The sequence below is a fragment of the Stenotrophomonas sp. STEN030 genome (genome assembly GCF_056759995.1).
This window is the reverse complement of the sequence record NZ_JBRREB010000012.1, coordinates 19216-41215: the sequence shown is the minus strand read 5'-3', so window position 1 is coordinate 41215 and position 22000 is coordinate 19216. Positions and strand designations below refer to the sequence as shown.

The window sequence follows — 22000 nt, the reverse complement described above, 5'->3', positions numbered from 1 at the left end:
CATCCGCTTCCCCGAACCAACGGCGTGACAGCAGTCGCGCCGTTTCCATACCCGATTCTTCATTCCCAATTCCCAGCCTTCTGTCGTGCCCCCTTACGCCGGTCCTCCCGTAGCCTCCCGTCAAGGGGATGCCAGCAGCACGCTGCGTCTGCTGGCGTACCTGGCCTTGGCCATCACCTTGATCGTGCTCGACGACCAGGGCGGCTGGATGTCGCGTCTGCGCGCCCAGGCCAATGTGCTGGTGCAGCCGATCTGGGCCTTGGCCGGTGTGCCGGGCCGGGTAGGAGCATCGGTCAAGGACAACGCCGCCAGCCATAACCAGCTGGTCAGCGAAAACCGCGAGCTGCGCAACCAGCTGCTGGTCGCCAACGCACGCTTGACCCGCCTGCAGACCGCGGCGCTGGACAACGCGCAGCTGCGCGAACTGCTCAACGTGGCCGAGCGAAATGGCCTGGACGTGCAGCTGGCGCCCATCCTCGATATCGACCTGGACCCGGTCAAGCAGCGTCTGGTACTGGATTCAGGCAGCCGCGCTGGCGTGCATGTGGGCCAGGCGGTCATCGATGCCGGTGGTTTGATGGGCCAGGTGATCGCGGTAACGCCTGCGCATTCAACCGTGCTGTTGCTGACCGATCCTGACCATGCGGTGCCGGTGGCGGTGGCGCGCAATGGCGTGCGGCTGATTGTCTACGGCCGTGGCGACCGTTTGGAACTGCGTGATATTCCGCTCAGCGCGGGCGTGGAAGTGGGCGATGAGATCGTCACCTCCGGTCTGGGCGGGCGCTTCCCGGCCGGCTTCCCGGTCGGCAAGATCCTGAAGTTGCGCCCAGACGACACCCACGCCTTCCTGGTCGGCGAGCTGGAGCCGGCAGCCAAGCTGGACCGTGGCCGCAACGTGTTATTGCTGCGCTCGGTGCCGCCGCTGCCGCAGTTGCCGGACAGCAGTGCAATCGAATCGGTGTCGGAAGCCGCTGCGGCGGGCGGTCCATCCACCGCCCCGGTAAACCGCATGGGCGTGGCCGCCGCCGTTGTTCCTGCCACCGGCAACGCCAGCAACCCTCCGGCTGCGGCGGCCACCCCGGCCAGCACGCCAGCGACCGAGCCGGCAGCTGCGGGCCAGGCGCCCGTCCCGGCGACAACGCCAGCCAACGAATCCGCAAGCCCGGCAACACCAGTGACCACCGATAACCCGACCCCGCCGCAGGTGCGCCCATGAGTCGTCTGCGCACCAAGGGTTGGGTGATGCCGGTCAGTTTCGTGCTGGCCTTGCTGCTGGCGCTGATTCCGCTGCCCGAGCTGCTGTTGCCGGCGCGCCCGTATTGGCTGGCGCTGGTACTGGCTTACTGGGTGATTGAAACCCCGGACAAGGTTGGGCTGGGTTTCGCCTTCAGCATCGGCCTGCTGGCCGACGTGATGTTTGGCGGCATTCTGGGCGAGCAGGCACTGCGGCTGGTGGTGATGGCCTTCATCCTGCAGCGCTTCCGTGCGCGCATCCGCTTCTTCCCGCTGTCGCAGCAGGCTTTGGCGATGGGCGGGCTGCTGTTCAATGACCGCGTGATCGATGCTGCCATCCACCTGCTGGTGGGTGAGCCGATGCTGCCGTGGAGCTACTGGGTGGCGCCGTTGCTGGGCATGGGCTTGTGGTTGCCGCTGTATGTGCTGCTGGATGCGGTGCGGCTGGGCAAGCGCGGGCGCTGACGATGGCGTCGCGCCGCCAGCACAAGAACACGCACGCAGAGGCCGAGCAGTTCCGGCGCCGTGCCGCGATCGGCTTCCTTGGTGTGCTGCTGACCCTGGGTTTCCTCGCCGGCTGGTATTTCAAGCTGCAGGTGCTGGACCACGACATCTACGCCACCCGTTCCGAGGCCAACCGTATCAAGGCGCGGCCGGTGGTGCCGGGACGCGGGCTGATCTACGACCGTAACGGCCGCCTGCTGGCCGAGAACGTGCCGGCTTTCCGTCTGGACGTTACCGCCGACAAGGTCACGGACATGGACGCCACCCTGGCCGGGCTGCAGAAGATCTTCTCGCTCAGCGAAGAAGACATCGAGCGCTTCAAGCAATCGCGCAAGGCACGCCGCGGCTTCATGCCGGTGACGCTGAAGCTGCGGGTCAGCGACGACGAGATGGCACGCTTCGCGGTGGACCGCTGGCGCTACCCGGGCGTCGAGCTCGAGCCCTATCTGACCCGGCGCTATCCCTACGGCGATCTGTTCGGCCACATCATCGGCTACGTTGGCCGGGTCGATGACAAGGATCTGGAGGAGCTGGGCGAGGGCAATGCAGCGCTGACCCACATCGGCAAGTCCGGGTTGGAGCGTTTCTACGAAACCCAGCTGCGCGGCAAGATCGGCTACGAGCAGGTCGAGACCAATGTGCAGGGCCGTGCGATCCGCACGGTTGGGCGGGTGCCGGCGCAGTCGGGCACCGATCTGCGCCTATCGATCGATGCCGACCTGCAACGCGCCATGGTGGCGGCGTTCGGCGAGCAGGAAGGTTCGGCGGTGGCGATTGATCCGCGCACCGGCGAGATCCTGGCCATGGTCAGCCTGCCGTCGTTCGATCCCAATCTGTTCGTCAACGGCATCTCCCACGCCGACTTCAAGGCACTCAACGAGAACCCGTCGCGGCCGCAGTTCAACCGGCTGGTGCTGGGTGGCGTGGCGCCGGGCTCGACGGTGAAGCCCTTCCTTGGCCTGGCTGGCTTGGACAGCGGCCTGCGCCGGCCCGAAGACAAGATCCTGTCGCGCGGCATGTTCTACCTGCCCGGCGTCAGCCGTGGCTGGGGTGACGCCAACCGTGGTGGCCATGGCTGGACCGACCTGCGCAAATCGATCACCCAGTCGGTCAATACCTATTACTACCAGCTCGGTATCGACATGGGCATCGAGCGCTATGACGACTACATGGGCAACCGCTACGGCTTTGGCCAGCCCACCGGCATCGATCTGGCAGGCGAGATCGGCGGTATCCTGCCGTCACCCGCAGCCAAGCTCAAAGCCAACAAGGAACGCTGGTATCCCGGTGACACGGTCAATGCCAGTATCGGCCAGGGCTTGTGGAAAGTAACGCCGCTGCAGCTGGTGCGCGGTGTTGGTGGCCTGGCCACCGGCCAGCTGCGCACGCCGCACCTGGTGATGGAGCAACGCGCCGGCTTCGACCACGACTGGGCGCCGACGCAGCTGCAGGCAAGCAGGCCGATCAGCCCCAATCCGGCCAACGTGCAGGCGGTGCGCGAGGGCATGATGGGCACCATGCAGCCCGGCGGCAGTGGCTGGCGGTCCGCCGCCGGTGCGCAATACCGCATGGCTGGCAAGACCGGTACCGCGCAGGTCATCAGCCGCAAGGGCACGGCCGCGTTGAATCCGCGCAGCCTGCCGATGCACCTGCGCCACCGCGCGCTGTTCGTGGGTTTTGCGCCTGCCGAGGAGCCCGTGATCGCAATTGCCATCGCGGTGGAAGGCGGCGGCTACGGTGGTTCTGCTGCCGCGCCGATCGCACGCAAGGTGTTTGATGCCTGGTTGCTCGGGGTGATGCCCGAAGGCCTGCAACCGCTGGATGCCGAGCGCGGCACGGTGGCGGTGGGCGTGACGACGTTTGATACCGAAGATGCCAGCTGGCGTGCCCGCGGCGAGCAGGTTGCGCCGCAGTTCGCCGATCTGCCGATCATGGTCGGCGCTCCCGCACCGCAGCCAGGTGTGCCGCCGCAGCCTGCGCCCGATGCGCTGCCGGGCGTTGCGCCGGCAGTTGCGCGTCCAGCTGTGCCGGCGGCAACGACTGCGGAGGTGCGCCGATGAGGGATTTCCTGCGCTGGGCGTTGGAGATGGGTCAGCGCCTGACCCGTGGCCTGGACTGGCCGCTGCTGTTTGCCTTGCTCGCCTTGATGGTCATTGGCCTGTCAGTGCTGGACAGCGCCGGCGGCAGTGGCCTGGTGATGGCCCAGGGTGCACGTTTCGCGGTGGGCCTGGTGGCGATGTGGGCGATCTCGCGCGTGTCGATCCTGCGCATCCGCGCGTGGACGCCGATGATCTACGCCTTGTCGATGCTGCCGCTGCTGGCGGTGTTCGTGCTGGGCACCGGCAAGTACGGGCGGCAATGGTTGAACCTGGGCTTGTTCTATCTGCAGCCGGCCGAATTGTTGAAAGTCAGTCTGCCGATGATGGTGGCCTGGTACCTCAATCGCATGCCCTTGCCGCCACGTATTCCGGTGGTGCTGGTGGCAGCGGTGATCATTGGTGTGCCGACCGGTCTGGTGATGTTGCAGCCGGACTTCGGTACCGGTGTGCTGATCGCCGCCAGCGGTGCCTTCGTGTTGTTGCTGGCTGGCCTGCCCTGGTGGTGGGTGGGCGTGGGCGTGGGCGGTGTTGCCGCCGCTGCGCCGGTAGCCTGGTTCTGGCTGCTGCGGCCGTACCAGAAGGACCGCATCATGATGTTCCTCGACCCGGAGAGTGATGCGCTGGGTGCGGGCTGGAACATCATCCAGTCCAAGATCGCCATTGGTTCCGGTGGGTTGACCGGCAAGGGCTGGGGGCTGGGCTCGCAGTCGCACCTGAACTTCATTCCCGAACAGACCACCGACTTTGCGTTCTCGGTGCTCAGCGAGGAGTACGGCTGGATCGGCGTGGCAATCGTGCTTGCCTTGTACCTGTTCGTGATCGGCCGTTGCCTGTGGATCGCGGTGGATTCGCGCGATACCTATTCGCGGCTGCTAGCGGGCGCGACCGGTTTGGCGTTCTTTGTCTACATTCTGGTCAACGGCGGCATGATCTCCGGTTTGCTGCCGGTGGTAGGCGTGCCGATGCCGCTGATCAGTTATGGCGGCACCTCGGCGGTGTCGTTGTTGGCCGGCTTCGGGTTGGTGATGGCGGTGCGTGCGCATCGACCAGTGCACGGCGGCTAGCGCAACGCTGTTGCGCGGATCATCTATTTATCCGCGCCAACATTGCGAGTTTTGATCCAGATCAAACACCTGGCTTTACTAAACCTTCACACTACGCCCCGTCACCGGCGCGTAGTCCGCGCTGTGACTGCCGGCTCGCCGTATGGGGCAGCTGGCAGGTTGGCATCTGGCGGGATGACGGGGGGAGCCGTCGTCCCGGGTCCTCCGGACGCTGACGCGAGTGTCGGTCATCTCAGCGGGATGGGGAGATGACCGACATTCCTTTTTTGCCTGGCCCAGGTGGTCACGATCCTTGCCGAGCCAGATTGCCAGTCCAAGGTAGGCGCCAACACGACGCCTATTCATCGGATGGTGTGAATCCGAAGGGGCTGGGGTGCTGGCGGATGAAGCGTATTTTTCGCTTCAATCTTGTTGTGTTTCATGGTGTTATTGCGGGAAATTCATCTTTGACCTGCTAATCTCGCCCGATGATTAGACGCGCCCTGGTTTGCTGCCTCACCCTCGGCATGGTTGCCTGCGCAACCCAGCCGAAGTCTCCTACACCTCTGCCGGCCCCGGCGGAAACTCCGGTCAAGCCGAGCACAGGCCCGGCCGAAGCCGTACCCGAGGCCAAGGCCGCGTTGCCGCCGGTCGACCTGACTCCCGTTCCGTTCGAAACCGCCCGCGCCAATTTCGTGCGCGATACGGCGGCCAAGTACCGCATCGACCCGGCCTATATCGAAAGCACGCTGGCCCAAGCGCAGATCCGCGAGCCGATCATCGCCGCGATGTCGCGACCGGCCGAGCGGGTCAAACCGTGGAACGAATATCGTCCGATGTTCATCACCCAGGCGCGTATCGACGGTGGCCGTGCCTTCCTGGCGCAGCACCGCGATGAGCTGATGCGCGTGCAGGAACGCACCGGCGTGCCGGCCGAAGTGATCGTGTCGATCATTGGTGTGGAAACCAGCTACGGCCGCAATGCCGGCAACCACCGCGTGCTGGATGCGCTGTACACGCTGGCCTTCAAATACCCGCGCACCGGCGACCCGGCCAAGCTCGAGCGCGAAGTGCGCCGCGAGCTGTTCTTCCGTGACGAACTGGCCAAGCTGTTTGAACTGAGCGCGCTGGAAAAGCTCGACATCACCACGCTCAAGGGCAGCTATGCCGGGGCGATGGGCATGGGCCAGTTCATGCCGTCCAGCTATCTGGACTTCGCGGTGGACGGCAATGGCGACGGCCGCCGTGACCTGTTCAACAGCTACGACGATGTGTTCTCGTCCATTGCCAATTACTTCGTCAAGAAGGGTGGCTGGATCCGTGGCGGCACCGTTGCGGTACCGGCGACGCTGCAGGCCGGCTTCGAGGAGTTCAATCCCACCGATTGGACCCCGACCTATACCGTCAGCGAGCTGGCCGCGCGCGGCTACCAGCCGGTCACACCCGTGCGTGCGGTCAACGCCAAGGCCACCCCGGTGACGCTGGAAGGCAGCGACGGCAAGCAGTACTGGCTGGGCTTCCAGAACTACTACGCAATCACCCGTTACAACATCTCCAAAATGTACGCGATGGCCGTGTTCCAGCTGTCCCAGGCCATCGCCGGCAAGGAGCTTCCCCCGGCATGAACATCAAGTGGCTGGTCCCTGCGTTGATCGTGCTCGGGCTGGCCGCCTGCAGCAGCGCCCCCAAGAAGTCGTCATCCAGCACAGCGGGCGCAAGCTCTGCATCGCGTCCGGCGACGGTGGTGCACGGGCGTGGCAGCGCACGCGGTGAGTGCCCTAAGGGCTCGCCTTATGCCAAGGCGCAGGAAGACCTGTCCACCCGCGGTAATTACACCGCTGGCGGTCTGTACAAGCCCGGTGTAAGCGACACCACCCCGAGCTACATACCCAACGTGAACTGCATTCCCGAGCCGCTGGTGACCAACGAGGCGCGCTCGGCGGTCGGCAACAGGTCGCCGTATACGGTGCTGGGCAAGCAATACCAGATCATGGACCGGGTCGATAACTACGTGGAGCAGGGCACCGCCTCGTATTACGGGCAGAAATTCCACGGGCGGCTCACCTCCAACCGTGAGGTGTACGACATGTACGCCTTCACCGCCGCGCACAAGACCTTGCCGCTGCCGAGCTTCGCGCGGGTGACCAACCTGGACAACGGCGAATCGGTGATCGTGCGGGTCAACGATCGTGGCCCCTTCCACGAAGGTCGCGTCATCGATCTCAGCTATGCCGCCGCAGTGCGGCTGGGCATCACCCAGCGCGGCACCGGCCGGGTCGAAGTGCACGGCCTGACCCCCGGCAGCGAGAACCTTCAGGCCTCCGACGACAGCCGTCGTGCCCGCCGCGAGCGTGCAGCCGCTACTGTCGCCAGCGCAGCACGCACCGCGCGCGTGGCCCCCAGTCGCATGGATCAGCTGGTCGAAAAGCTGCCCGCTCCGCCGGTGGTGCCGGCGCGCCCGGTGGCTGGCAATGCCGACCATTTTGAGGCCTGGATGAAGGACAACGGCGTGCGCGTCGCTACCGGTCGCCCGGCAACCACCAGTGCTGCCAGCACCGTGGCGGCGCCGGTAAGTGTCCAGGCACTGCCTGCTGCCTCGGAGCTGCTACAGTTCACCCCGCCTACGGCCTCGGCTGCGGCCGCAGCGGCGAGGGCTGCTGCGGGGCCGCCACCGAAGACCGTGCCGGCCGACCCTGCTGCACGCGCGTTGGGCTCGATCCTGCTGCAGGTCGCCAGCTTCTCCAGTCGCGACAACGCCGCGCGGGCCTTGGGTCAGCTGGCTTCTGCGGGTATTGTCGGTGCCAGCCTCAGTGACATCGTCAGTGGCGGCCGTACCCTGTGGCGCCTGCGCGTGCCGGCCAGCGACAACAGCAGTGCCACGGAACTTGCCGGGCGTATTGCCGGTCTTGGATTTGGCCTGCCGCAAGTGGTCCGCGATTAACCCCAGCACACCGGGGTGCCGCCAGCTGGCTGGTGTCGCCCTACAATGACTCCCCGCATTTTTCTTCCTCGTCCATCAGGAACCGCTGTCCGATGAAATTCCGTTTTGCCGCCGCTGCACTGGCCACCACGCTCGTCGTGGGTCTGGCCTCCGCCCAGACGCCCACCCCGACGCCGACGCCCGCGCCGGCCGCAGCTGCCGCTCCGGCGCAGGTGGCCACGCCGCCGGCCCCGGTTCCGACCACCGCTACGGCGTGGGTATTGATGGACTACGCCACCGGCCAGGTACTGGCGGGTGAAAACATCCATTCGCCGCTGCCGCCGGCCAGCATCACCAAGGTGATGACGTCCTACGTGCTGGCTGCGGAAATGAAGACCGGCAAGATCAAGCCTGACGACCAGGTGATGATGAGCGAGCGCGCCTGGCGCGAAGGCGGCGCAGGCACCGACGGCAGCTATAGCGGTTTCCCGGTCAACCAGACCGCGCGTCTGGAAGACATGGAAAAGGGCATGGCGATCCAGTCCGGCAACGATGCGGCCATCGCCCTGGCCGAGCATGCGGCTGGCAGCCAGGAAGCCTTCGCGGCGCTGATGAACAGCTACGCGGCCAAGATCGGCATGAAGGACTCGCATTTCGTCAACGCACACGGTTTGAACGCCGAGGGCCACCAGTCCAGCGCCTACGATCTGGCACTGCTGGGCCGCGCCTTCGTGCGTGATTACCCGGAGACCTATGCCTACAACAAGATCAAGGAATTCACGGTAGGCAAGATCACCCAGCCGAACCGCAACCTGTTGTTGTGGCGTGACCAGAGCGTGGACGGCATCAAGACCGGCCACACCTCGGCTGCCGGTTACTGCCTGCTGAGCTCGGCCCAGCGCGGTGATCAGCGTCTGGTGGCGGTGTTGATGGGCGGTGCATCGGAGAAGCAACGCGCTGATGACAGCTTGGCGTTGTTGAACTGGGGTTTCCGTTTCTTCGAAACCCATCGCATGTATGAGCCGGGCAAGGCCGTGACCACGCAGCATGTGTGGAAGGGCGCGGCCGATGAGGTGCAGTTGGGCGTGGCGCAACCGATGTTGGTGAGCGTGCCGCGCGGCCGTTACAACGATCTGAAGCCGTCGATGGACGTGCCGAAGGAGTTGGTGGCTCCGATCGCTGCAGGCCAGCAGATTGGTACGGTCAAGGTGTCGCTGGATGGCAAGGTGGTTGCCGAGGCGCCGTTGGTGGCTGTGCAGGCGGTGGAAGAGGGTGGTTTCTTCAAGCGTCTGTGGGATGCCTTCATGATGTGGTGGAAGTCCGAGTAAGGGCTTTCACAGGCTGAAAAGCCGAGCGGCGTTGCGGTGTTCTGTCGACTGGAATTCAGGTCGATGGGACGCAGCAACGCCGCTTTTGTTTTGTCTGCAGAGTGGCGCAGCTCCGCTCAGCCCGTTTCTTTGCCAAGCCCCGCTGAGCGTCCTTTCTTTGCCAAGTGCAGCTCTGCTCCCTCCCTTTGCCGCAGGCAAGGGGAGGGTTGGGGAGGGGTAGCTTTTGCCGTTGCCGTTGCCGTTGCCGTTGCAGTAGCTGTTGCTGTTGCTTTGGACTTTGACTTACCGGGCCCCTTCCGCAGCGACGGAGCCAGTGGGAAGAACCCGAAGGGCGACGTGCATGGATGCACGTCGTTTTTCGCCACGACAGGGATGTCGTGTCGAAAAATCCCGCTGGCGGAGTGGACCCGCGTCGCGTAGCGGCGTGGGCGCGTAGGCAGGGTGTGCTTTCTTTGGGCCACCTTTCTTTGCACAAGCAAAGAAAGGTGCGCTCGCGCGCCGAAGGCGGGCGAAAGCTCTGCTCTAGCTCTAGCTCTAGCTTTGGCTTTGGCTTTGGCTGTGGCAACGGCAACGGCCAAAGCTTTCACTCCCCTTCGGGGAGCGAGTTACTTTTCTTTGCTTGTGCAAAGAAAAGATAACCAAAAGAAAGCACACCCTGCCTCCGCGCCCACGTCGCGACGCGACGCGGGTCCACTCCGCTGGCAGGATTTTTCGACGAGACATCCTTGTCTCGTCGAAAAACGACGCACATCCATGTGCGCCGCCCCGTTCGGGGTCTTGTCTGCCAGCTCCGTCGCTGCGGAAGGGGCCCGGTAAGTCAAAAGCTGAAGAGCCGAAGCCAAAGCCAAAGCCGGAGCCAAAGCCGGAGCCAAAGCTGCGGAGCAGAAGCGCCCTCACCCCAACCCCTCTCCCGCACGCGGGAGAGGGGCTCGGAATGCGTCGGCTGCTAGTGCACTAGCCCCTCTCCCGCTTGCGGGAGAGGGACTCGGGTGAGGGCGCTTTTTGCTTTGTCGCTTTTACAGCGCGAGTGGCTGCAATTGTTCACCGCTGCAGTTAAAGCGTGCGGCTGATGGTGAAGCTGCCAAATACAGGTGTCTCTTTCTGACCGTCAAATTCGCGGGTGCGGTGGTAGCGGGCCAGGGCGAATTTCCACTTGCCGCGCATTACCGCAACGCCATAACCGATGTCTCCCACAAACGGTCGCTTGTCCACACTGTGACTATTGCGGAAGGTATTGCCATCCAAGGTGATGTCGCGCACTACCCAACGCGCGTCACTGGTGAAAAACAGATGACTGGACCAGCCTTCGGCGCGGCCGCGACGGGTGGGCGCGGTGTTCTCGCCGGCAGGGCGCATCGGTGAGCTGCCGAAGTCATCAGGCAGCTTCCAGCCGAAACGTACTTCGCCACCAACGTTGGCATACGTAGCCAGGTTGCCGAGGGCGCCACCCCAATGGCTGATCGCGTCCCAGCCCCAACCGCCCGCGTTGCCGTCAGCCGGCCAGCGTTGCATACGCTCATGCAGAAGCTTGAACACCGGCTCGTCATGCAGCTGGTTGTCCCAACCCATGAACTTCTCGTCGCCAAGAACACTGTGCACAGCGTCCTGCACCTGCTTTCCCTGCGCGGATGGGCCAATCATTCCCAGCGCCAACTGGGTGGTGCGAAGGTGGTTGCCGTTGCGTGCGTTGTAGCCGAAGTTGACCATCAACACCGCTGCATACGGACGGTCACCTTCGATCAGGTCGCTACGGGTGTTGTCGGTCGGTGTGTACAAGCCCTGGCCGAAACTGAAGATCATGTTCTGCTGCTGGAACTCACCCGGATGCAACTGCTCCAGATGGCGGTTCATCCAGCGCGCAAGGCGCGGCAGGCAGGGGTCGTCGGTGTAGTCCTGCAGGTTTGGCGACACCAGCGTGAACATCGCACCATTGGTGTATCCCTGATCCTGCTGTGCACCGCCGAGCAAGTCATTGTCGACGCGGAAGTTGATCGCAGGCGGGTGATCGCTCAAGGCACTTTGTGCGCATTGTTGCGCTGCCAAGGCGGGGGTGATTGCAAGACTGCCTGCCATCAGCAATAGCAGTCGGGTGCCTCTTTTCATGTACGGACTCCTCGCCGGCAGAGTGACATGCAGCTTAGTGATCCGTTGTGGGTCGGCATATCGCTATCGAGCGGACAGATTGTTGTGGGTGTGACGGTGGATTTCCGCGCGTGGATGCGCGCACCAGACGAGGCGGCTGGTCTTGGCTGGAGGACGCTTCGTATGCATGCGCGCAGCGCGGTTCAATTGCGCAGGCCATTGTCGTTGCTTTCCTTGCTCGGCTTTCGTCGGTCTGGCGGGATGGAGGTTCTCCCAGGTGAGACAGTCATCGTGTGGATGACGCGTTGTTGCTGAGCGCTCGGCGCAGTGGCGCAGTTCGCGAGTGCAGGCAGACCGCATCGTGGTTGTCATTCATGCCGCCAGCCCAGTCTTCAGTTGATACCCCTCGCCGCTTCCCGCGTACCTCCGGGTTCAGCGGTTCAGACGGCAGTGTCCGCTCTGGGCTGAATGGGGGATTGGTGCGCAATCTCTGTGCTGGAGGCTGCTCTGATGGCAGCTGATGCGGGATGGCCTCCGCATTGGAAAGTAGAGTGGAGCGGAGGTGGTTGATGGCGTCTGGCCGTCTTTTTGCGTGGAGATGAGGCGATACAGATGCAGTTTCGGTGCATATAAAGGGAGCTGCCTCACAAAAACGTCATGCATCCTGACGTCGGTCTGGGTTAGCATTCCGGCGGACCGGACCGTGCTCGTCTGCTACGTGACATCAGGGACAGAGTCTCACCGCAAGGTCTCTAAGCCAAAGGAACGCACCTCGTAAGGTGCAGGTTAATGGGGAAGTATCAGATGCGTAACGTTTTTTCGCCGCTCACCGCAGCGGTCATCACTCTGGGCATCGCCGCGGCTGTCAGCAGCCAGCCGGCCCAGGCAGCATTCAAGACCAAGGGCACCCAGGCGCAGGAACAGCGCCAACAGGCTGCCGCACAGATTCCAACCTGCCAGCGCCCGATCGGCACCTTGTCGGTGATCGAGCCGGAAGACTCCACCCATTGGTGGACCGGTCAGCAGTTGCCGGCGCCGTCGCGACTGATCAAGGCCTTCGTCAACCGCTCGCGCTGTTTCACCCTGGTGGACCGTGGTGCCGGTATGGCCGCCGGTCAGTTCGAGCGTGAACTGGCAGCCAGTGGCGATCTGCGTGGTCGCTCCAACGTCGGCAAGGGCCAGATCAAGGCCGCCGACTACGTGATGATTCCGGACCTTATCTCGCAGAACAGCAACGCCGGTGGCAGTGGCATCGGTGGCCTGCTGGGTGGCCTGATCGGTGGCCGTGCCGGTGCGGTGGTGGGTGGTTTGAACTTCACCAGCAAGACCGCCGACGTGGTGCTGACCGTAACCGACGTGCGTTCGTCGGAGCAGGTCGCCATCTCTGAAGGCTCGGCCCGCAAGAGCGACATGGGCTTTGGTGCCAGCGGCGGCCTGTTTGGCGGCAGCGGCCTGGGCGCGGCTGGCGTTGGCGGTTATGCCAATACCGAAATCGGCCAGGTGATCACCATGGCCTACCTGCAGGCCTATACCGACATCATCGCCCAGCTGGGTGGTTTGCCGGACAACGCTTCTGCCGCCAACGCGCAGCAGGCGGTGACGGTGACCCGCGCTGGCCGTCTGCTGGCCAACGCCCGCGGTACCGGCGCGCCGGTACGCACCCTGGAAGCCGGGATGATGCTGTACCCGACCGGCACCAAGGAAGGCGTGATGTGGGAAGTCGAGGATGAGCTGGGCAACCGCGGTTGGGTGTCGTCCACCCTGCTGCAGCTGTCCAAGTAAGCCTGGGTTTACCCCGCAGAAAGGCCGCGCAAGCGGCCTTTCTGGTTTCTAGGGTGTAGTGCCGAGCCATGCTCGGCAGGGGGCCTTCCCGGCGGCCAATGTAGGAGCGGCGTCAGCCGCGAAGCTGGCCATCTGCATCAATGGCAATGCCGGCAACCTGAACATCCATGAGCTTCGCGGCTGACGCCGCTCCTACAGCGAGCGTTGCCGGTAATGCCCCCTGCCGAGCATGGATCGGTACTACAGGTGGATTTTGCTGGTAAGGCCTCTGCCGAGCATGGCTCGGCACTACAGGTGGGTTTTGCCGGTAAGGCCCCTGCCGAGCATGGCTCGGCACTACAGGTGGCTGGCATGGAAGGCTGTAATCCGGGTATGGCCTTGGGTTTGTGGGCGTTCGCCCCGATAATGGCGGCATGGAAATCAAGTCCGACAACCCTGAACACGGCTTCCAGTTCCCCGGTACCTTTGAGCTCAGCGCCATGGGCGCAGCCAATATCGGTCTGGAAGCTGAACTGCCCAAGTTGCTGCAAAGCGCCGGTATCGAGGTACTGGAAGAGCGCATCAGCTGGAAAGAGTCCTCCAACGGCAAGTACGTCTCAGTGCGCATCGCCTTCAAGGCGGAGAGCCGCGAGCAGTACGACGCCGCCCACGCAGTGATGCGTGACCATCCGGAAGTGAAGTGGACGCTGTAACCGCCTGCGCGGTGGAGGCGCCGCGCAAGGCGCTGCGTCCGGCAGTGCTGCGCGACCTCGGCCGGCAGGGCTATGAGCCTGTCTGGCACGCGATGCAGCAGTTCACCGATACCCGTACCGACGACTCCGCCGACGAGCTGTGGGTGGTCGAGCATGACCCGGTGTTCACCCTGGGCCAGGCCGGCAAGCCCGAGCACGTGCTGGCGGCCGGCGATATCCCGGTGCTGCATGTGGACCGCGGCGGCCAGGTGACCTATCACGGGCCGGGCCAGATCGTGGTCTACCCGCTGCTGGACCTGCGCCGGCTCGGTATTGGTGTGCGCGATTACGTATGCCGCATCGAGCAGGCCATCATCGACACCTTGGACGAATGGAACATCGGTGCCGAACGCATGGACGGTGCGCCCGGTGTCTACGTGGGTGGCGCCAAGATCGCCGCACTCGGCATCCGAGTGCGCCGTGGCTGCAGTTTCCACGGGCTGGCGTTCAATGTGTCGCTGGATCTTGAACCCTTCCACCGCATCAACCCCTGCGGCTACGCCGGGATGCAGGTGACCTCGGTGCTAGACTTGGGCGGTCCTTCGGGCATCGAAGCGGTCAAGTCGGTGCTGCTGTCCCATCTGGCCCAGCAGTTCGGCCTGGCCTTGCAGCCGACACCCGAACTGCCCGATCTGACTACGCGGCTCTGAGACCGCTGATAACGCCATGACTGAAACCACCACGCGCTCCATTCCCCTGCAGGTCGTGCAGGGCGACATTCCGTCCGCGCCATTGCAGGCCGGTGTCAAACAGCTTGGCGGTGACAAGATCAACCGCTCGCCGGTGCAGTTCGCCGACGCGCCGGTGCTGCGCAAGCCTTCGTGGATCCGCGTGCGCATTCCTTCGGGCAATGCCGTGGCCAACCTCAAGGCCAAGCTGCGCGAGAACCGTCTGGTGACGGTGTGCGAAGAAGCCAGCTGCCCGAACATCCACGAATGCTTCGGCCATGGCACCGCCACCTTCATGATCCTGGGTGAAGTCTGTACCCGTCGCTGCTCGTTCTGCGACGTGGCCCACGGCCGGCCCAAGCCGCCGGACGCCAACGAGCCGGCCAGCCTCGGCCAGACCGTGGCCGATATGGGCCTGAAGTACGTGGTGGTGACCAGCGTCGACCGCGATGACCTGCGCGACGGCGGTGCCCAGCACTTCGTCGATTGCATCACTGCCATCCGCGAAAAGTCGCCCAAGACCCGCATCGAAGTGCTGACCCCGGACTTCCGTGGCAAGGGCCGCATGGAGCGCGCGCTGGAAATCCTCGCGCAGAACCCGCCGGACGTGTTCAACCACAACATCGAAACCGTGCCGGACCTGTACCGCAACGTACGCCCGGGCGCGGACTACCAGTGGTCGCTGACCCTGTTGAAGAACTTCAAGGCACAGCATCCGAACGTGCCGACCAAGTCCGGCATCATGCTCGGCCTGGGCGAAACCTTCGAGCAGGTGCAGGCCACCCTGCGCGACCTGCGCGCGCACGACGTGGAAATGGTGACCATCGGCCAGTACCTGCAGCCGACCGCCCACCACCACCCGGTGCTGCGTTACTGGACGCCGGAGGAATACAAGGCGTTCGAGGAGTACGGCTACGAACTGGGCTTCACCCACGTTGCCTCCGGCCCGATGGTGCGTTCGTCCTACCACGCCGACCAGCAGGCGGCCGGTGCCGGCGTCGCTGTCTGAACCAGACCCCCGCATCCCGCTGCGGCGCATTGCCGCAGCCGGGATCGCGTCGATTCGAGTGGCGCCACGGCAGCGATTCACAAACTGCTACGGGACGGCAGCTACTCTGCAGCTGAGCAAGGTGACAAGTGCCGAAACTTTCGGCACTGTCGGCATGTCGTACTTGTCCGCAGTCTCCCCACAACATTCGGTGCCACGAGTACTTTGATGAACTACCGAGTTCCCGTTTTCCTGCTGGCCCTCGCGCTGACCGCTCCCGCCGCTTTGTCGGCGCGTGCTGATTCGGCCTTGCCCTCGGCAGCGACAATCGATCAGGCCACCACCTCCAAGCTGGTCTACGGCTTGTTGTCGGACAGCCGTTACGCCTACCGCCCACGTCAGCTGGACGCGGCGACCTCGCAGGACGTGTTCAAGCGTTACCTGGAGTCGCTGGACAGCGGCAAGCAGTTCTTCACCAAGGAGGACGTGGATCGCTTTGCTCCGCTCGCGGCGCAGACCGGTGAAGCCATTCGTTCCGGCGAGCTGGACCCTGCCTACCAGGTGTTCTCGGTGTACCGCCAGCGGGTAGGTGAGCGCGTGGCCTATGCCCGTCGCCTGCTCCGGCAGGAGCCGGATTTCACCGTTGAAGAACGTTTCAACTACGACCGCAAGGACGTGCCTTGGGCGACCAATGCCGAACTGGATGATCTGTGGCGCAAGTCGGTCAAGAACGACTGGCTGCGGCTGAAGCTGGCCGGCAAGCCGGCCGCTGACATCCGCAAGACCTTGGACAAGCGTTACGACACCCTGCTCAAAACCATCAACGAGCTCAAGGGCGATGACGTGTTTTCGTTCTACATGAACGCCTACACTAGCGCCGTTGACCCGCATACCGATTACTTCACTCCGCGCACGGCCGAGAACTTCAACCAGGCCATGTCGCTGTCGCTGGAGGGCATTGGTGCCCAACTGCAGCGCCAGGACGACATGGTGGTGATCCGTGAAGTGGTGCCGGGTGGCCCGGTGGCGATGGACGGCACGCTCAAAGCCGGTGACCGCATCGTCGGCGTTGGCCAGGGCCGCTCCGGCCCGGTTGAAGACGTGATCGGCTGGCGCATCGATGATGTGGTCGGCAAGATCCGCGGCGCCAAGGACACCCAGGTGCGTCTGGAATACATCCCGGCCGCCGAAGGTGTGGACGGCAAGCACCGCATGCTGACCCTGACCCGGCAGAAGATCCGTCTGTCCGAGCAGGCTGCCAAGGGCGAGACCATCACCATTCCGGCTGCCGCTGGCGAAGCACAGCGCCGCATCGGCGTGGTCAAGCTGCCGACTTTCTACCAGGACTTTGAAGGCCGTCGCCGCAATGCCGCCGACTATGCCTCCGCTACCCGCGACGTGGCCAAGCTGCTGGCTGGCTTCAAGGCCGACAAGCTCGACGGCGTGGTGCTGGATCTGCGCAACAACGGCGGCGGTTCGCTGGACGAAGCCATTGAGCTGACCGGCCTGTTCATCGAGCAGGGCCCGGTGGTGCAGGTGCGTGAGTCCGGTGGCCGCGTCACCGTCAACAGCGACCGCAACCCGGCAGTTGCCTGGGACGGCCCGCTGGCGGTGCTGATCAACCGTGGTTCGGCCTCGGCCTCGGAGATTTTCGCCGGCGCCATCCAGGACTACGGTCGTGGCCTGGTGATCGGTGAAACCACCTTCGGTAAGGGCACCGTGCAGAATGTGGTTCCGCTGGACCGTTGGCCGGCCAGCGAGAAGGAACGCTTTGGCCAGGTCAAGCTGACCATCGCCCAGTTCTTCCGCGTCAGCGGTTCCAGCACCCAGCACAAGGGTGTGGTGCCGGACCTGGCCTTCCCGGCCAGCGTCGATGCCAGCGAGTTCGGTGAGAGCACCTACGACAATGCACTGCCGTGGACCCGCATCGCCGCCGTGCCGCACACCCAGTACGGCAACTTCGCGCCGATCGTGCCGCGTCTGGAAACCCTGCATGCCACGCGTATCCGTGCTGACCGCGAGTTCCAGTGGTGGGAAGAAGACGTGCAGCAGTTCCGCACCGAGGCCGCCAAGAAGTACGTCTCGCTCAATGAGGCCGAGCGTCGTGCCGAGCGCGACAAGCAGGAAGCACAGCGCAAGCAGCGCCAGCAGATCCGCAAGGAGCTGGGCCTGCCGCTGGATCCGCTTGCCGAGGACAGTACCGACGACGGCCTGACCGGCAACGAGCGCGACATCGTCAAGGATGCCGCCCGCGAGAAGGCTGCCGAGAAGCGTCCGGACCCGCTGTTGAAGGAATCGGCCTCGATCCTCGCCGATGCCTTGAATGTGCTGGAAAAGGACCGTCCGCTGTCGGCACAGGTGTTGCCGCAGTCCACTGGTCCGGGCCGCTGGGCCGACTGAAGGAATAGAGCGCTGCGCACAGCCGAGCTGAGCGCAGCGACAACAGCTTCTGCAGGCTTTAAACGCCGTCAACGTAGCCCTACGTTGACGGCGTTATGCTGTGGGTCTTCGCTGACTGTGGAGTTGCCCATGCGCCGACATCTGCTGCCTGCGCTGGCCGCTGTGAGTCTGTCGCTCACCGCTTGCGGCGGCAAGGCCGTCAACAGTACCTTGCTGCGCGAATCCTTCGATTCTGGCGATACCTATACGCGCAGCATCGATGCCGAACCGGCACAGGCCTGCGAGGCCGCCCGCCGTGCCTTGCTTGGCCAGGGCTATGCGATCACCCGCGCCGATGCCAGCAATGTGGAAGGCAACAAGAACTTCCAGCCCAAGGACGAGGTGCACGAGCAACTGGTGTTGCGGGTGTCCTGCGCCGCGCAGGGCGTAGGCAAGGCACAGGTATTTGTAAGTGCGGTGCAGGACCGCTATGCCTTGAAGAAGTCGCCGACCTCGGCCAGCGTTGGCGTCGGTGCCCTGGGCTCGGTATCGCTGCCGTTTGGCAGCAATGATGACTCGCTGGTGCGGGTCGCCAGCAGCACCGTGCAGGACGCGCAGTTCTACCGCAATTTCTTTGGACGCCTGCAGTACTACGTGGATCAGGCAACGGTAGTGGTTCCGGCGGAACCGGCGCGATGAGGTTTGGCTTGCGCGCCGTCCATCGGTGCCTTGCCGAGCCTGCGCGACTTCCACAGCAGCCTGCGCGGAACACGCAGTTTGTCATCGAACAGGTGCACACCACGATTTTTCAGCGCTGGTTGCAGGCTCTTCCGTGGGCCTGCCCGGCAGCATCTTTACTACCGTAGGAGGAGCTTCAACATGGAATTGGGAATGATCGGCTTGGGCCGCATGGGCGCCAACATGGCGCAACGTCTGCAGCGTGCGGGGATTGCTGTCACTGGCTTTGACCCGGGCGAGCAGGCGCGGGCGCAGGTAGCCGGGCACGGTATCGCCACGGTGGATGCGTTGCAGGCGCTGGTGCAGGCCTTGCCGGCGCCGCGCGCGCTGTGGTTGATGGTGCCGTCCAAGGTGGTCGACGCCACCCTCGACAGTCTGCTGCCGCTGCTGTCCGCAGGTGATGTGGTGATCGACGGCGGCAACTCCTGGTACAAGGAATCGCAGCAGCGCGCCGCACGTTGTACTGCAGCCGGGGTCGCGTTTGTCGATTGCGGCACCAGTGGCGGTGTGTGGGGGCTGCAGGAAGGTTATTGCCTGATGATCGGCGGTGAAACCCAGGTGGTCGCACGCTTGTCGCCGCTGTTCATGGCGCTGGCGCCAGCAGCGGACCGCGGCTGGGCCCATGTTGGTCCGGTGGGTGCGGGGCACTTCAGCAAGATGGTCCACAACGGCATCGAGTACGGAATGATGCAGGCCTATGCCGAGGGCTTCGCGCTGATGGAGAAGAAGGCCGAGTTCGGGCTGGATGTGGGCAAGGTGGCCGAAGTCTGGCGGCATGGCAGCGTGGTGCGTTCGTGGTTGCTGGACCTCAGTGCTGACGCGCTGCAGAAAAACCCTGCGCTGGATGGCATCGCTCCCTACGTTGAGGACTCCGGCGAGGGCCGTTGGACCGTGGCCGAGGCCATCGAACTGGATGTGCCTGCACCGGTGATCACTTTGTCACTGCTGGAGCGGCTGCGCTCGAGGCAGGCAAATTCGTTCAGCGACCGCATGCTGGCGGCGATGCGCAACGAGTTCGGCGGGCATGCGATCAAGCCCGCTGGCGAGACCGGCTGAGTCTTTTGGCCTTCGTTCACAGGTCCTGTTAATAGGGAGTGCACGGGTACACGTATTCGTGCAATCCTTGGCCGACAGTCAGCGATGCTGTCGTGCTGGTCACGCCGCCATCGATTGACTCCGGATCGACACTGTCGATGAACTCCGGGCCGTCGCGACCCGCGCCGGTCCGTCAGCACGCAGGGGAAGCGATGGAGGCACGATTGACCGACGATGACTGGAGCCGCTGGCGCCTGTTCGGGCTGGGGCTGGCTGCGTTGTTGATCATCGTGGTGCCTGCCTTGACCCTGCAACGGCTGACCGCCGACAGCGTCAACGCGGCCAATTGGGTTGCCCATACCCAGGCTGTGGGTGCGCGTCTGTACAACCTGCAGGCCGATATCCGCGACGTGGAGTCGGCGGCGCTGACCCTGTCCAAAGGCATCGATTCAACGGCACTGCAGGAGCGCCTGCATACCGCCGACCGCATTGGCGTCAATCTCAGCGAGCTGGCGCAGCTGGTCCGCGACAGCCCTGAGCAGCTGGTGCGTATCGGCAAGATGGAGTCGATGCTGGAGCGGCGCATGGCCTTGGCCAAGGAGATTGCCGCCAGTAGCGACTCACCCCGGCAGCGTGAGCTGATCGAGGAAATGACTTTCCAATACCCGATCCGGCAACTGGTGCAGGAACTGCAGCAGCACGAGGATGCGTTGTTGGTCGAGCGTGCCGCGCTGGCACAGCGCCAGCAGCGGCTGGCATCGATGGTGACTTGGACTGCGTTGGCGGTGCAGCTGTTGTTGCTGGGTCTGGTGCTGTGGCTGCTGCAGCGGCAGATTGGCCGTCGCGCCGATATCGAGCGGCGCCTCAGCAAGGCCAGCGCCCGTGCCAATGCCGTGCTGCAGACGGTGCGCGAGCCCATCGTGCTGCTCGACCACAAGCTGCGCGTGGTGCTGCACAACACTGCATTCACTGAACTGTACGGCGTTGATGATGCCGATATCAGCCTGCGCCAGTTGCAGGATATCGGTGACGGTGCCTGGGAGGACCCGCTGGTGCGCCAACGCTTGGCCGATGTATTACTGCGCGGGCGCGAGTTGTGGGATTTTGAACACCAGCAACGCAGCGTGGATGGCATGCATCGCACCATGCTGATCAACGCCCGGCGCATGGCTTTGCCGGATGCCGAAGATGATGTGGTGTTGATGACGATCAGCGATGTCACCGTGCAGCGCGCCGTGCAACAACACGTGGAGGAGCTCAATCACCAGCTTGAGGGCAAGGTCGAGCAGATGGCCGACGTCAACCGTGAGCTGGAAGCCTTCAGCTATTCGGTCTCGCACGATCTGCGTGCGCCGCTGCGGCACGTGGCTGGCTTCTCCGACAAGTTGAAGCGGCACCTGGGCGAGGAGATCGACGGCAAGACCCAGCATTACCTCGATGTGATCAGCGGCTCGGCGCAGCTGATGGCGGCCTTGATCGATGATCTGCTGGTCTACTCGCGGCTGGGACGTGGCGCCATGCGCCTGCAGCGGGTGGACATGCAGTCGTTGGTGGCCGATACCCGCGCCCTGCTGGATTCCAATCTGAAAAACGAAGCTGGCGCCGACGGCAAGCCGCGCGAAGTGGAATGGAAGATCGGCAGGCTGCCGGTGTTGATCGGTGACGAGAACATGCTGCGCCAAGTCTGGCTGAATCTGCTCGGCAACGCGGTCAAGTACACAGCGGCGCGCGACAAGGCGGTAATCGAGGTCAGCGCCAAGCAACTGCCGGACGGCAGCCACCAGTTCAGCGTCAGCGACAACGGCGCTGGTTTCGACATGCAATACGCCAGCAAGTTGTTCGGTGTGTTCCAGCGCCTGCACAAGGCCTCGGAGTATCCCGGCACCGGTATTGGTCTGGCCAGCGTACGCCGCGTGCTGACCCGCCACGGCGGCCGCATCTGGGCCGACGCCCAGGTGGATCAAGGCGCCACTTTCAGTTTCGTTCTTCCCCAGGCAACCGAAGCATCCAACAAGGACACCGTGGAATGAGTCCCCTGCGCACCATCCTGATTGCCGAAGACAGCGGAGCCGATGCCGAAATGGCGATCGACGCGCTGCGTGATGCCTCCCTGGCCAACCCCATCGTGCATGTCGAAGACGGGGTTGAAGCAATGGACTTCCTGCTCAGGCGCGGCGCCTTCGCGCAGCGCGAGGAAGGCTTGCCGGCCGTGCTGCTGCTGGATATCAAGATGCCGCGCATGGATGGCCTGGAAGTGCTGCGGCTGATCCGCGCCGATGAGGATCTCAAACGCCTGCCGGTGGTGATTCTGTCTTCTTCGCGCGAAGAAAGCGATCTGGCCCGCAGCTGGGATCTTGGCGTCAACGCCTATGTGGTCAAGCCGGTGGACATCGACCAGTTCTTCCAGGCAGTGCGGACGATCGGGACCTTTTGGGCCTTGATCAACCAGGCACCGGAGCACGAGTAAATA

The 22000-nt window shown here is 64.1% G+C and carries 17 protein-coding genes; 16 read left to right on the top strand and 1 reads right to left on the bottom strand.

Features of this window, described 5'->3' with window-relative positions; genetic code table 11:
* Positions 1-85 precede the first annotated feature (85 nt).
* From mreC to ACVOLR_RS06155, 7 genes are all read left to right on the top strand, one after another.
* Positions 86-1216, top strand: coding sequence for a rod shape-determining protein MreC (mreC, locus tag ACVOLR_RS06185; protein ID WP_481535660.1), 1131 nt, complete (start codon positions 86-88; stop codon positions 1214-1216).
* The gene (gene mreD, locus ACVOLR_RS06180; RefSeq protein WP_481535659.1) at positions 1213-1698 is read left to right on the top strand and encodes a rod shape-determining protein MreD; all 486 of its coding nucleotides are present in this window, start codon (positions 1213-1215) and stop codon (positions 1696-1698) included. Before mreC ends, mreD begins: the two co-directional genes overlap by 4 nt.
* 2 nt (positions 1699-1700) lie before the next feature.
* A complete protein-coding gene (mrdA, locus tag ACVOLR_RS06175; RefSeq protein WP_481535658.1) occupies positions 1701-3797 on the top strand; it encodes a penicillin-binding protein 2 in 2097 nt (698 codons plus the stop codon).
* Positions 3794-4900 carry a rod shape-determining protein RodA gene (gene rodA / locus ACVOLR_RS06170; RefSeq protein WP_481516789.1) on the top strand — a complete coding sequence of 369 codons (1107 nt, stop codon included), beginning with the start codon at positions 3794-3796 and terminating at the stop codon, positions 4898-4900. Before mrdA ends, rodA begins: the two co-directional genes overlap by 4 nt.
* A 467-nt stretch (positions 4901-5367) precedes the next feature.
* Positions 5368-6504 carry a lytic murein transglycosylase B gene (mltB, locus tag ACVOLR_RS06165; protein WP_481535657.1) on the top strand — a complete coding sequence of 379 codons (1137 nt, stop codon included), beginning with the start codon at positions 5368-5370 and terminating at the stop codon, positions 6502-6504.
* 365 nt (positions 6505-6869) lie between these two features.
* Positions 6870-7820, top strand: coding sequence for a septal ring lytic transglycosylase RlpA family protein (locus tag ACVOLR_RS06160; RefSeq protein WP_481535696.1), 951 nt, complete (start codon positions 6870-6872; stop codon positions 7818-7820).
* Positions 7821-7912: 92 nt separating this feature from the next.
* A complete protein-coding gene (locus ACVOLR_RS06155) occupies positions 7913-9127 on the top strand; it encodes a D-alanyl-D-alanine carboxypeptidase family protein (protein ID WP_481535656.1) in 1215 nt (404 codons plus the stop codon).
* A 1053-nt stretch (positions 9128-10180) separates the two neighbouring features.
* On the opposite strand, the gene ACVOLR_RS06150 is transcribed toward ACVOLR_RS06155, so the two are convergent.
* Complete coding sequence (locus tag ACVOLR_RS06150; RefSeq protein ID WP_481535655.1) at positions 10181-11230, bottom strand: lipid A deacylase LpxR family protein; 1050 nt, start codon at positions 11228-11230, stop codon at positions 10181-10183.
* Positions 11231-12013: 783 nt separating this feature from the next.
* On the opposite strand from ACVOLR_RS06150, the gene ACVOLR_RS06145 reads away from it, so the two are divergent.
* The 9 genes from ACVOLR_RS06145 (at position 12014) to ACVOLR_RS06105 (ending at position 21997) form a co-directional block, all read left to right on the top strand.
* Positions 12014-12991, top strand: a complete 978-nt coding sequence (locus tag ACVOLR_RS06145) for a CsgG/HfaB family protein (protein WP_481535654.1) — start codon at positions 12014-12016, stop codon at positions 12989-12991.
* A 413-nt stretch (positions 12992-13404) separates the two neighbouring features.
* Positions 13405-13683: a DUF493 family protein gene (locus ACVOLR_RS06140; protein WP_481513797.1), complete on the top strand. Its 279-nt coding sequence runs from the start codon at positions 13405-13407 to the stop codon at positions 13681-13683.
* Positions 13671-14372: a lipoyl(octanoyl) transferase LipB gene (gene lipB, locus ACVOLR_RS06135; protein ID WP_481535653.1), complete on the top strand. Its 702-nt coding sequence runs from the start codon at positions 13671-13673 to the stop codon at positions 14370-14372. The genes ACVOLR_RS06140 and lipB overlap by 13 nt, the downstream gene beginning before the upstream one ends.
* A gap of 16 nt (positions 14373-14388) precedes the next feature.
* A complete protein-coding gene (lipA, locus tag ACVOLR_RS06130) occupies positions 14389-15399 on the top strand; it encodes a lipoyl synthase (protein ID WP_481535652.1) in 1011 nt (336 codons plus the stop codon).
* Between the two features lie 207 nt (positions 15400-15606).
* Positions 15607-17778: a carboxy terminal-processing peptidase gene (locus tag ACVOLR_RS06125; RefSeq protein WP_481535651.1), complete on the top strand. Its 2172-nt coding sequence runs from the start codon at positions 15607-15609 to the stop codon at positions 17776-17778.
* A 129-nt stretch (positions 17779-17907) separates the two neighbouring features.
* The gene (locus tag ACVOLR_RS06120; RefSeq protein WP_481535650.1) at positions 17908-18456 is read left to right on the top strand and encodes a DUF2242 domain-containing protein; all 549 of its coding nucleotides are present in this window, start codon (positions 17908-17910) and stop codon (positions 18454-18456) included.
* 3 nt (positions 18457-18459) lie between these two features.
* Positions 18460-19551: a phosphogluconate dehydrogenase (NAD(+)-dependent, decarboxylating) gene (gnd, locus tag ACVOLR_RS06115; protein WP_481535649.1), complete on the top strand. Its 1092-nt coding sequence runs from the start codon at positions 18460-18462 to the stop codon at positions 19549-19551.
* 191 nt (positions 19552-19742) lie between these two features.
* Positions 19743-21560, top strand: a complete 1818-nt coding sequence (locus tag ACVOLR_RS06110) for a sensor histidine kinase (RefSeq protein WP_481535648.1) — start codon at positions 19743-19745, stop codon at positions 21558-21560.
* On the top strand, positions 21557-21997 hold the full coding sequence (locus ACVOLR_RS06105; protein ID WP_481508709.1) for a response regulator: 441 nt from the start codon (positions 21557-21559) through the stop codon (positions 21995-21997). Before ACVOLR_RS06110 ends, ACVOLR_RS06105 begins: the two co-directional genes overlap by 4 nt.
* Positions 21998-22000 lie beyond the last annotated feature (3 nt).